This window comes from Halomicrobium sp. HArcel3 (genome assembly GCF_058933135.1).
The window spans coordinates 17,207-29,793 of sequence record NZ_JBZYDN010000013.1; the positions used below are offsets into that span (position 1 = coordinate 17,207).

The window sequence follows — 12,587 nt, forward strand, 5'->3', positions numbered from 1 at the left end:
GATCGCCGCGGACTGCTACTAACCCACGATGAAGGAGAACCGTCGGTTCTACGGGAAGATTCTCGCGACAGTCGTACTCGTGACGATGCTGCTAGCGGCACCGGTCTCGGCGGAGACCGGGCCGGTGGCGTCCCAGGATGGGACTGTAGTCCAGCCTAATCACAGCCCCTGTCCGCCCACGTACCCGGAGTGCGAGTCGTTTCACACCGACGAAGACGAGGAGAGCAACAGCGATCCCACCCCAGCAGAGGACGAGGAAACCACGCCGACAGAAGGCGAAGAGGAGCCAAATGTACCAGAAGGGGAGGAGCCGAATGCACCAGCGAACGACGAGTCAGGGAGTGGCGGGAACGGCGGGCTCTTCGGGCAGCTAGTCCCGCCAGATATCACGCAGAAAGCCGCGGAGTCGACTATCACGCCCGTCCTCGAGTTCACGATCGGGTACGTGCCGACGCTGGGGACGGGCTGGGAAGACGATTACAGCGAACCGTCCAGCTTCCCGTTCAATTCGGTCTGGTCCCTCTACACCGGCTTTTCGCTACCGCTCGCGCTGCTCATTTCGGCGGGAGCAGTTTCGGTGCAGGCGCTGAAAATGGCACTCCCCTGGGCCCAGAACACGCACCGGTCGATCCGCCTGGCGGTGAAGGGACTCGTGGCGTTCATCGTCGGCGTCGCCGGCCACGTCACTATCGTCTCGATCGCCCACGACCTCGCGCGTGAACTGGCGCTGGCGATCGGGCCGTCGACAGGTGAATTGACGGACAGCGCCGGGTCGTTCTTCAAATTCAGCGTCGAGAGCGTCTTCATCCTCGGTTCGCTCCACCAGATGGGCTGGGAGTTCATCAAGTATCTCGCCGTGATGTACGGAATCGTCTGGCTCCTGCTGGTAATGTTCGCGATATTCTCGCCCCCGCTGTTCGTTCTCCGGGTGTACTTCACTGAGTCGACGCTCGGCGGCCTCGCGGGGAACATGCTCTGGGTCTACGCAGCGCTGCTGGCGGCCGCACCGGTCCAGGCGATGCTCGTCCGGATCGCCTGGGCCCTCGACTGGGGGATGTCCCTCTCGGGGATCGTCGCCGCGTTCCTCTCGCTGGCCTTCCTCCTCGCGTCGTTCCTGGTGCCGCCAGGGATGGTGCTGCTGGCGCTCTTCTCGCGCGGGAAGGTTCTGGCCTTCGCGACGGGAGCCGCGACAGCGCTCGCGAGCGGCGCAGTCGGGCAGAAACTCTCCGAGAAACGGAAGGAGGCCTACGAGAAGGCTCGACAGGAGACTATCGAGAAGGGGAAGCAAGCGCAGCAAGGGCTGAAACAGCGGAAGGACCGGATCAAGGGCCAATTCGGGCAGAAGAAGATGGAGGCGAAGGTCCTCGCAGGGTTGAAATCCGGCAATCTGGCCTACGCCGGAAAGGCCGCGGACGACCATTACGACGTCTCCGGACAGGCGATAGACTACGTCTTCGGAGACAGCGACTCAGAGAGCGAAGCCGCTGGAGAGGCCGAGAACCACGCGCTCGCGGAGCACAACCGACAGATGATGAAAGATGCGAGCGGCGGGACGCAACGGAGCACAGGGCGTCGCAGCTACCTGGCCAGCGCCGGATCGGATGCGTTCGCGACGAGGACTGGAAACAGCGCGGCGAACACCGACACGGGGACTGCAGGTTCTGAGTCCCACCAATCGAGCCGTAAGCAGCACCTGGCCAAGCAGGGAGTCTCCACGGTCTCCCGGAGAATGGGTGGGTCGGGTGGCTCGACGACGACAGCCGGGGGTGATGGGCGGTGAGCGACCGTGAGCTCAGCCTCGTCATCACAGAGGTCAGCCTGATGCCCGATATCCTCGGGTTCTCGATGGTGAAGACGCTCGCCTACGCGATCGTCTGCGTGCTCGGTGTCGGTATCGCCGGTGCGATCAACCTGGGCTTTGTCGCCTGGGCAGTCGCGATCGAGTTCGCGACGACGATCGTGCTGGTGTCGATCGTGGTCGCCACGCCGTCGCACCTCACACTGCGGCAGTACTTCGGCTACCACCTCCGGAAGCGGTACGGACAGCAACTGATCCGGCACGACTCGTTCACGGAACGAGACTACCGCGATTTCGATACGCACGCTGAGACACACGACAATGAGTGAGAAATCAGTTGATTCGGCAGAGAGCGGCATCGAACAGCCATTTCCGGACACGTGGACCGCCCGGTTCGTTCGAACGCTTCCGATGACGTCCGTGGACGACGTCGAGACGACCCTCGACAAGGTGGACATCCGTCGGGCGTTCCGTCGGCGGCAGGCCGTCGAGTCGGCGGACGGCGAGGCCGTCATAGGCGCGGTGAAGGTCCGTCCGGCGAGCAAGTCGATGGCCGACGACCTCGAAGAAGAGATCCGTCACGTGGCGACGACGCTCACGTCCGAGATCTCGGGACAGGCACAGCTCGTCGACGTCCCGGGAAAGCTGGATCGGTCGAATCGGCGGGATCGGTACCGGGCCCTCGCTGACGACCTGGCCCTGAATGAATCCTGGTCGGCGAACGTCCTCGCCGACCTCGCCGAAGAGGAGGCCGCTGTGGAGAATCTCCATCAGGAGACAACGTCTACCTACGACCACTACGTCGTGCTCCGTGTAGACCGCCTGGAGGCCGCACAGTCGCTCTCCTCGGACGACGGCGGCCTGACGAAGGTCCCCTACGTCGGGAAGGCCATCAAGGAGCGTCGCGTCGACAAGCTCCGGCACTCGGACGACCTGAAGAAGCTGATGGTGGAGTTACTCGAAACTCGCCTGAACCGACTCGCCACCCAACTGAGCTACATCGAGGGAATCGACGCGAACCCGATCAGCTCCGCCGAGTTCATCGAGGCCCTGGCGACCTACTACCGCTCGGACGTCCCCTCCCGGATCGACAACTTCCGGGCTCTCGTCCGACAATCGCCGGTGCCAGGCGTCGGCACAAGCGACACGGAGCCGACGGCCATGTACGGGGCAAGTCACCCGACCGTCGACGACGACCGGGCACCGGAGACGCTCGCGACGATCGCCGAAGGTGAGGAACGCGCTCGGCAGGTCCAGTCACTGGTCGCTCCGCGGGAGATTCGCCCGGAGTCGGATGGGCACATCCAGGTCGGGAATCGGGCCGCTGCGACTCTTTCGGTCACGGGACTCCCTGAAGTCCCTCCCCAGGCGTACCTCGAACCGCTCTACCAGTACGACCGGCCGGAGGTGGAGATTACCGTCGCGACACACATCGAACGGATCGACGAGGAGAGGGCCCGGAAGCAGGCGAAGAACCAGGAAAACTCACTGAGTGACAAACAAGAGTCGAAGATCGGCTCGGTCCTCGAAGAGACGCTCGAAGCCAAGCTGGAACAGGCAACGCAGTTCACGCAGTCCATCGAGCAGTCCGATTACGGCGTCTTCGACGTCGGTCTCTTCATCACCGTCTCGGCGACCGCAGGCGTCGACGACTCGGGGAGCGATGTCCCGGCCGAGGAGGTCCTCGAATCCACGCTCAAGGACCTCCAGTCGACGCTCCTGAAAGAGCAGTGTGGGATCGATACGAACCGCCTCGACGGGATGCAGATGCGGGGCTGGCGAACGACTGCACCAGCCGCGGAGAACTACTTCGACACGAACGTCAAGATGCTCGCCAACGGGATCGCCCGTCAGTTCCCGTACCAGTACCGGAACCTGAAAGAGGAGACCGGCATCCGGCTTGGGCTCCACGAGTACCTCCGCGAGCCGCTGTATCTGGACGTCTTCGGCCGGGAGAACGGGTACAACGGCGGCGTCTACGGGATGATCGGGTCGGGCAAGACCACGACGCTCCAGGACATCGCGACGAAGCTCTACCTCCAGCACGAACTCGACGACGAGCCGTTCAAGATGGTCCTCTCGACGCCGCTGCAGGATTTCGAGGGGCTGTGCGAGGCGCTCAGTGGGAAACACATCGTCGTCGGTGGGGATACAGCCATCAATCCGCTCGAGATCCGCCACGTTCCCGCGTCGAAGTTGAAGACCGTCGGACTCCAGACGCCCTGGAAAGACATGCTCGACCGGGCGATGGCGTTCCTCGAATCGTACTACGACATGGAGGGCCTCGCCGGCTGGGGGAGCAAGAAAGGAACCTGGGAACGGGCGATCAAGGCCGCCCAGACGCGAAAGGGGATCGAGCCCGGCGAACCCGGAACCTACGGGAACGAGAGCGCGACGCTGCGGGACGCCATCTCCGTCCTCGAACGGATGGTCGAGGCGCCCGACGCGTTCGAGACGGACGCGCTAACGGGCGACGAAGAAACTCGCGAGAAGCGTCGGGAACAGGCCCGGCAGATCATCGCCCACGACATCGAACCCTTCCGCGCGAACGGGCGTTTCGAACACTTCACCCGGACCTCCGACGTCGACCTCCAGCGCCACGACGTCGTTTACCTCGACTTCCAGCGCTACGAGTCCGACAAGCGCGCCGGCGGCCTGGAGATGCAGATGCGCCTGTCGGACCTGTACGAGCAGGCCAAATCCTTCGAGGGCGAGACGTTCTTCGCCGTCGACGAGTTCAACTACATGCTGCGAAATCCGCGAGCCAAGCAGTTCTTCAAGCAGACGCACCGGGCGTCCCGGCACTGGGATCTGGCGGTCTGGCTCGCAACCCAGGAGATCAACGACCTCTTCGTCGAGAACGACGACGGCCTCGGGCTTACCGACTCGGCTCGTGTGATCTTCAACAATCAGGCCATGCAGCTCTACCACTACACGAAGGAGATGAACGACCGGTGGGGCGACGTCCTCGACCTCTCGCACCGATCCCAGCACTTCGTCGACGATGCCCAGGTCGGCAAGAAGGAGGAAGGCTACTCCCAGGCGTTGCTCGTCGTCGACGAGGACGAGTACCCACTCAGGGTGGAGATGAGCGACCACATGAACCCCCGGCAGTTCTCGATCTACCAGTACGACCCGACGAAGGCCGACCACAGCGACGACTTCCGGGAGTACCTTCGCCAGTACGGTGATCGGGCAGACGTCTGCAACTGGAGGTGGGACTGATGGGCCTTCGACGTGTCCTTCCGTTCGGTCCATCGGGGAACGACGGTCCAGGCACGCCGAACTCGATCGAGGTGAATCGGGACCTCGTCGACGAGCTCCGGGAGCGCGTGGAGGCGGCCGGTCCGGTTGTCCACCTGACGCCGTACAAGCGCGATCGCAACCACGATACCAGCAGGTCGTTCTTCCGGGGTGTCCACCGCGTTCGTCGTGGTGGGCCCAGACGGAGGGAGAACATCTCTTCGCCGTTCACGTTCGAGGTCCACTACGACGGGAGCGAGGGGACGATCGGCTTCCGCTACGTCGCCGACGAGGACGTCCTCCGGAGCGAGATTCGGCAGGAGATCGAATCCTGCTACCACGACAGCGACGTGACCCGAAGCCCGCCCACGTTCGTCGACGTCGACGAAGGCGACTACGCCTCCGCGGCGTGGCTCACGCTCCGACATCCAGAGCCACTCCGTCCGGTCAACAACCCGGGCCTGAACCCGAGCGACTTCCACCCCGACCCCTACGATTCGATCACGAGCAGGATGGTCGGCGACGGGAGCCGATCGGCCTCGGTCGTGACCCAGCTCGTGTTCAAGCCCGCGATCTCCCACGCTGACCAGGACTCGCTGAACTGGCACGACGGCGTCGACGAGGTCGCCAAGCGGATGAAACAGCCCAACGAGGGGTTCCGGTGGCAAAGCATTCTCACAGTGGTCGCCAATACCTTCGTCGAGGAAGACCTGGACGTGAAAGCGACCCAGGAGGGGTACCTCTCCAGCGAGGACAAGGAGGCGGCGAACGTCATCGCGAACCAGCGCAACCGGAAAGGGTTCCACGTCAACATCCGCGTCGTCGGGATCGCTGACGAGCCCGAGCTGGCCGAACGGCGGGTGGCGTCGACGTGCGAGAAGTACAGGAACTACTACAACTCCACCCACGGGCAGGGGTTCAAGCCGGTCTTCGACGTCGACGTCGGCGAGGTCCTCTCGAACGCCGCTCGCCGGAAGTGGGTCGACCGGGAGATGCCCATGTCGATCGACGAGGCCGTCGCGCTGGGTGCCCCGCCGACGGACCTCAACACGCCCGCCGTCGAGTACACGCACCAGCGGTCCGACGAGGGCGTGCCAGCGTCCGTCGACGGGTTCGAGAAGTACGACGAGACCGGCTACACCGACCGACAGCGAGAGCCATGAGCGTACCGAGAACGAGCGAGGAGCAGTTCCGAGACCCGGACTACGAGTGGCCCTACGACTTCCGACCGGCGCCCGGACGCTCCGGTCGCGTGATGCGGGACGGCCACGAGTACAAGGTCTTTCGCGATCCCGAGGAGGAGACCGACGTCCCCGACCCGGAGGACGTCTTCGCCGGCGCGTGGCCACGAGCCTGGATCGAGAACCACGCGAACGTCGACGACCAGCCGTTCTACGTCGGGATCGACGAGTACGCCGAGCCGGTGCCGATCGAGCAGGAACAGATGTTCCGACACATCATCGGCCTCGGGCAAACCGGTGGCGGGAAGACCACCTTCCTCGAAACCCTGGGCGCCCAGCACACCTGGTCGGACAACGGGCTCTGCGTGGTCGACCCTGGCGGCGAGGCCGTCTTCAACATCATTCGCCAGGCGCCGGAGGACCGGCTCGACGACGTCGTCCTTCTGGACGTCGGCGCCGACTACACCGACCGACACGTCGGCTTCAACCTGCTGGACACCTACCACGACCCGGGTGAACCCGGCTTCGACGTCGAAGTGGAGAACCGCGTCTCCGACATCCTCCCGCTACTGAACGCCGACGAGTACCAGCGCATGAAGGGCGTCGCCGCCCACGTCCTCCGCGGCCTGATCGAGGCGGATTACACCCGCCAAGACAACGGCGAGTCGACGCAGTTCGGCGAGGCCGTCGTCGACCACTTCGGTGGGGACGACGACACAGCCGGCGCCGACGAGAACTACACGATCAACGATATGTACCACATCATCGGGAGCCAGTCCAACCGGGAGGCTTGGCACGAGATGGTGGTCGAAGAGGAACTCGTTCGCCTGGAGCCCTACGCCCGCATCCTCGCGGACATGGACGAGGGCGACAACAAGCTCGAACCCCTGATCCGACGGCTCCGAAACTGGGTCGAGTCCGAGACCATCCGCCCCATCGTCTCTCAGCGGAAGACGACCATCTCCATCCCCGAGGTCGTTCGGGAGGGGAAGATACTGCTCATCAAGTGCGACAAGGCGCCCGACGAGGTTCGCCAGATCGTCACGAGCGCGATCTCGCGGATGATCTGGTCGGTCTGCATGGCTCGCCCGTCCTCGGAACAGCAGTTCCTGATGGAGGAGATGGGTGCGGACCTCCCGGAGGCCGTCGACGGCGACGAGGAGTACGAGCCAGAGCCGTTCTACCTGGTGCTCGACGAGGTCCACTCGCTCCTGAGCAAGAACACGAAGATGGTCGACATGCTCGCCGAGGCCCGGAAGAAGAAACTCGGTCTGGTCCTGCTCACCCAGCAGCTGAACCAGCTCCCGAGCGGACGCGCCGGCAACTTCGTCCAGGAGAAGATCATCTCGAACACTGCGACGACCGTCGCCTTCCACCCCGGCGACGATGCGAAGGAACAGAGCGCCGTCGCGTCGGCGTTCCGCGATCGGTCGCCCAACGACTTGCTCGTCGACCAGTTCCACGCGACCATGGCGATCACCGACGACCAGGGGAAGACGGCGCCGGGCTTCGTCGCCGAGTTGGTCCCGCCCGTGCCACCACGGCGCGGGCTGGACACGGTCGTCGAGATTCTGAAGCGCTCGCTCGACGAGTACGGCGTCGAGACGAAGTCCGCGGAGGAGGATCTCAAGAGCGTCCCGAACCGTTTCACGTCGGCGCTGGCGGGTCTCGACTCGCCCAACGATGGCGGTACCGTCCTCGAACTCACGGACGAACGAGCCGACCAGATTCTCGCCACGACCTTCGGTGTTCTCGTCGATCACGACTTCCCCGAGGACGGCGCCCCTATTGACCCGGTGATCGAGCGCACCGAACGACAGCTCTCGGTGAGTGGCCAGCACGTCGACACGCTGATCCAGAAGGCCAATGCCCAGGGGCTCGTTGACGTCACGCCTGACGGAGAACGTATCGACCTGGCCCCCGACGGTCGCGAACAGCTGTGGGATTCCGGCCAGTCGGGCAACGCCGGGAAGATCGGCCACCAGGCGCCAATGGAGTACATCGCTCGCGGACTCAGCGCCCTCGGGTACCACGTTCGCGTCCCGCGCCAGACGGGCGACGAGATGCCCGACCTCGTGGCCGAAATCCCGATCGAGACTGGCGGAGCGACGCTCGAAGAGGCCAAACAGAACCGGGAGCAGTTGCTCGACGACTATTCTGGTATCTTCGCACTCAGTGGCGAGCAAGACGTCGCCGTCGAGTTCGAGAAGGCGACCCGTTCGGCACCGGCCCAGATCGGCGACAACTTGCGGAAGGGCGTCGAGAGCGGCGACCAAGTCCTGTTCGTCGTGAACGCGGACGAAGACGGCTTCGCCGACGGAGCACGCCAGATCTCGGACAAGCTCGCCGACCCGATGCTGACTTACACGAAGGCCCGCACCCCGAACGACGCTGACCGTCGGTACCACCACTGCGACTACAGGTGCGCCGCGTCAGCGGATGGAGACAGCTACGTCGCACTCCCGGGAGACGTGACGTACCAGTGGGTCGACGACGGCGACTCGGCAGTCGTCCTGCGCAACTCAGACGGAGACGAGTACGCGAGGTTCGATTCGATCGACGACTGGCTCGACCGCTCACCCGCCGATTTCCCGGTGACGTACGAAGTCAGTGACGACGGCTACGTCGACGTCCGGGGAGATGATGCCACAATTTCGAAGACCCAGTTCCGAGAGGAGTACACGCCAGTCAACTCGCCGTACCTACCGCGGGAGGAGTTCCAGGGCGGACTTCCGTCGCCTGACGCCTGGGATATTGCCGTGCTTCCGAAAGATCCTGACCTCCCACTGCAGTACTACGATGCTGACGAGGACACCTGCTATCCGCTCCCAGACCTTACTAGCTCGGGTGCGTCAAAGGCCGATACCGAGGCCGATAGTCCGTTGGCAACGGTCGAAGAACCTGAGGACGATGACGATCTGTGGTCAAATCTCGTCTAGAACGTTGCCGACTCCATCTTGACCTCGGTGCAGCCGTATTCGTTCGATGTCGTCGACACGACCGCATCGCCATCGTAGCGGATGCCAACTTCACCCGTTGTCGGAGACCCATTTTCCGTCTGAACCGTTACGGTAGCTGTTCTCGTCGTCCCCTCGCAGGCCGAATCGATGGCCTCCTCTTTCGTCTTTTCTGCCTGTCCCGGTTGTCGGTAATAGCGAAGCGGAAACGATACAGTCTCGACTTCTTGTTCAGCTCCGGGAATCACCTGAATGGAAGGCTCCGGATACTCATTACCGGGAATTTTCACTCCTAAGACCTCGGATGGGTTTGATGGGGTAAGGACTCCCTCAGTTGCCCCGAAGAACGTGAGTGTGATCGGGACGTCGCCAGTGTTTGCGATCGTTGCCCGGAGGCGACCACCGAACGGCTCTGTCTCTTCTTCGTCAAACTCAGTCTCGACCACCCGTAGGTCCCGGACTTCGTAGTTCTGGTCGAGAGTCACCTCCTGGGAGGCAACCTCCGATCCATCTTTTGCTGCAACGATCTTGTGAGTTCCCTCGCCGACTCCCTTTATTGACAACGTCGCCTGTTCCTGTCCGGGAGAGACGTCCACCGAATCGACCTCGTTCTTCCCGTCAGCAAGCAACAGCAGCGAGTCGATGTCGCCCCCACTGCCGATAGAGACTGTAATCTGTTTGTTGCCGATTGAGATTTCCTCAATTGGACCCCCTTGACCGCTACAGCCAGCGAGAGCGGATCCAAGAACGACGCCGACTGTGGACAAATATCTGCGTCTGTCCATGTAATACTATTCTCATCGATAGTTGAAAGTAGCTTTGGATAGTTATGAATAGTCGTTTCGGTTCGGTGGGGTTCGAAGGCGGGTACGTACCATTATCATTGCGGGGCGTGGTGTCTCGGAAAATGTCCGTGATTCCGCGGGAGTGGGGTGAGCCGGATTCTCGGCCAGGCTTCTACTACGATCTCTTCTGGATAGGGCTGGCGATCGTCGTACTCGGCGCGCTCGCGTACTGGGAGCCGTTCTCGATCACCGTCTCGATTACGCCACAACGACTTGCCGGTGCGACGATCCTCGGTGTGGTTCTCGGGATTGCTGTTACGTACGGCTCGTCCGTGAACGAGCGGTTCCAACGACTCTGGGCAGACTTTCGCATCCGGTTCGCTGGTCTCTTCGTACTCATTATGGTCGGCCAACTCGGATTTGCTGTGGCTCCCACGTGGACGGTACTCACGATGCTAGCGACATTTCTCACACTCATTCCGCTTCGCGTCGCCGTCTATCTCCGTACCCGGTGAGCACCACAGCTAATCGCCAAATGGTTCGCCTGTATTGACCGAAGAGACCCAATCCGTCGAGGCGGGTTTTCACCACCTAATTTGTAGTGAAACAGCCGCTCAGTAGATGTGCGTATCGACCGATTGAAGCTTCGAACTCGGGCACTAGCCATTTCACTCAGAAGAACATTCAAGAGGAAGCCCGGTTGAGGCACGATATGAAACTCGTTGAAGCCACCGTTGATGATCTCGACGAACTCGTTGAACGGTGGTATGACCTCGCAGAAGCCATGGAGAACTACTCCGAACTGAACGAACTCGTCTATACAGATGTTGATGAGGTACCCGAGGATGGGTTCCGTGGTCATCTCGACGACGAGGCCATCACCGACTACCTCATCGTCCACGACGACGAAACAATTGGCTTCCTCACGCTCCGTGAGGGCCGTCATTCGTCCCGACAGTACTCTCGCTATCTTTGTATCGTGAACCTCGCTATTGACGAAGCCCACCGCAATCAGGGCCACGGGACAACTGTCATCGAGCGCGTGAAGGAATTGGCTCTTGAGCGGGACTGTGACCATCTCAAGGTGTCTTGTGAGTGGCAGAATGAGGGCGCTCGCCGGTTCTACCGCGACACGAACTTCCAACCGAAACAAGTTGACTACGTCCAACCACTCGAATGAGCCATACTATTTTTGCCAGGATACCACCCGTACCAACCAATCCATTCACCTCCTGTATCTATCGCTAACCGGCGAATCGAAAGTTCGGCGAAAGTTTATGCCCTCATCTGTCAACATACGGGTGTGAGTCAACGGAATCTTCTTGAGGAAATTGAAGCACGTATCGAGTACCTCCCTCGATGGAAGATAATTCTTGGAGTGATACTTCTGATACCGCCCATTAGCATCCTTGGGATGGGATTCTTCACATACGAATTGTATCAGGCAGGAAAGAAACTCCGAGAAGACGAAACTGGGACTCCGTCAGTAGCGAGATCGGAGTCCGGTAGATAGTTCACCTTTACTGACCACTCACGGGTGTATACAGAGCTTATCCAACAGGACCTGTTACACAACTCCCTCGGCGGAGAACAGCCGTGCTTTTTCTGTTCCATCTAGCCGTGGGCCGCAGCGATAGCCTTGATCCTCCCCTTCTGTCGCGGAATACACTTAGCACATTTCCCAGAAAATATTCATGGAGGAACACCCACGCTCCAGAAGAATGCCCTCTCTGACTCGGCGCCGATTACTCGCTCTTGCCACAGCGGGCCTTAGTACCCCGGCTACTGGCTGTTTGACGTCCAATACTGCTACCGAGGATGAGAGGTCTGTCGACTCCGCTACCCCATCTCAGACAGCGACATCCACACCGTCGCCGTCTCAGACGCCCAATAGCATTGATACAACCGCAACACCGATCGAAGACGGGCGAGCGAGCCCTGCACCGTCCTGCCCTGACGGGTATCATCCATTGAAACCTAACTGGGTCGTCCATGGACCAGGTCCCCTTGGCGGGTTCAAGCTGAGTCTCGATACCCGCTCGATAGCACTAGGGGATACCCTCACGGCCCACGCACTAAATGTCACTAATGAACCCCAAGAGACGGCAGTCAAGCAAAAATACGACATCCAGTATCAGGGGGAGAGTGGGTGGCATTCCATCTTTGGAACGAAAATGGAACAGGCGTTGTACAATGATCTCGCGTATCGCCACGATCCAGGAGAAGGATTGACGTGGGAACTGCCATTTACGAAAGAAGGCTTGACGGGATACTACGTCTGCGATACCCTGAAGCCCGGGACATACCGATTCATCTACTGGGGAATCACAGCCGAGAAATTAGAGAATAGAGGGTATGCCATTGGCAGGTCCTTTACTGTCTCTGGTGACTGAAAACTCTGCTATAGCCGCCCACGAATATGCTGAGAGAATTCCAGAGTAGAACTACAGAATCAGCCAACTATTGCGTGTGGGCCCTCTCTAAGACGAACTTTCTATATCAGAGATTCACTGAACGTTATTACGGCCTAAATTGAGTGTTATTCTGTGATCGAAGATCACGATCTCCAAATTTTCCAAGTGAGATTACTTGGCTTGATCGCTTACTTATATACAGTTATCAC

9 protein-coding genes are annotated in these 12,587 nt (G+C 61.1%); 8 read left to right on the forward strand and 1 reads right to left on the reverse strand.

Annotated elements, in window-relative coordinates:
• The first annotated feature begins 28 nt into the window (after positions 1-28).
• Genes AC5FRV_RS20510 through AC5FRV_RS20530 form a run of 5 tightly spaced genes read left to right on the forward strand, consistent with a single transcriptional unit; the run spans position 29 to position 9,161 of the window.
• Positions 29-1,780, forward strand: coding sequence for a TrbL/VirB6 family protein (locus tag AC5FRV_RS20510; protein ID WP_493562941.1), 1,752 nt, complete (start codon positions 29-31; stop codon positions 1,778-1,780).
• Positions 1,777-2,127 (forward strand): hypothetical protein, encoded by a 351-nt coding sequence (locus tag AC5FRV_RS20515; protein ID WP_493562942.1) that lies wholly within the window; start codon positions 1,777-1,779, stop codon positions 2,125-2,127. The genes AC5FRV_RS20510 and AC5FRV_RS20515 overlap by 4 nt, the downstream gene beginning before the upstream one ends.
• Complete coding sequence (locus tag AC5FRV_RS20520; RefSeq protein ID WP_493562943.1) at positions 2,120-5,023, forward strand: VirB4 family type IV secretion system protein; 2,904 nt, start codon at positions 2,120-2,122, stop codon at positions 5,021-5,023. Before AC5FRV_RS20515 ends, AC5FRV_RS20520 begins: the two co-directional genes overlap by 8 nt.
• Positions 5,023-6,204 carry a DUF8128 domain-containing protein gene (locus tag AC5FRV_RS20525; RefSeq protein WP_493562944.1) on the forward strand — a complete coding sequence of 394 codons (1,182 nt, stop codon included), beginning with the start codon at positions 5,023-5,025 and terminating at the stop codon, positions 6,202-6,204. Before AC5FRV_RS20520 ends, AC5FRV_RS20525 begins: the two co-directional genes overlap by 1 nt.
• Positions 6,201-9,161, forward strand: coding sequence for a TraM recognition domain-containing protein (locus AC5FRV_RS20530; RefSeq protein ID WP_493562945.1), 2,961 nt, complete (start codon positions 6,201-6,203; stop codon positions 9,159-9,161). The genes AC5FRV_RS20525 and AC5FRV_RS20530 overlap by 4 nt, the downstream gene beginning before the upstream one ends.
• Here AC5FRV_RS20530 and AC5FRV_RS20535 read toward each other — a convergent pair.
• Positions 9,158-9,964: a hypothetical protein gene (locus AC5FRV_RS20535; RefSeq protein WP_493562946.1), complete on the reverse strand. Its 807-nt coding sequence runs from the start codon at positions 9,962-9,964 to the stop codon at positions 9,158-9,160. The genes AC5FRV_RS20530 and AC5FRV_RS20535 overlap by 4 nt on opposite strands.
• A gap of 122 nt (positions 9,965-10,086) precedes the next feature.
• On the opposite strand from AC5FRV_RS20535, the gene AC5FRV_RS20540 reads away from it, so the two are divergent.
• From AC5FRV_RS20540 to AC5FRV_RS20550, 3 genes are all read left to right on the forward strand, one after another.
• The gene (locus tag AC5FRV_RS20540; RefSeq protein ID WP_493562947.1) at positions 10,087-10,479 is read left to right on the forward strand and encodes a hypothetical protein; all 393 of its coding nucleotides are present in this window, start codon (positions 10,087-10,089) and stop codon (positions 10,477-10,479) included.
• A 197-nt stretch (positions 10,480-10,676) separates the two neighbouring features.
• Positions 10,677-11,144, forward strand: coding sequence for a GNAT family N-acetyltransferase (locus AC5FRV_RS20545; RefSeq protein ID WP_493562948.1), 468 nt, complete (start codon positions 10,677-10,679; stop codon positions 11,142-11,144).
• A gap of 123 nt (positions 11,145-11,267) precedes the next feature.
• Positions 11,268-11,477, forward strand: coding sequence for a hypothetical protein (locus tag AC5FRV_RS20550; protein ID WP_493562949.1), 210 nt, complete (start codon positions 11,268-11,270; stop codon positions 11,475-11,477).
• Positions 11,478-12,587: the final 1,110 nt, after the last annotated feature.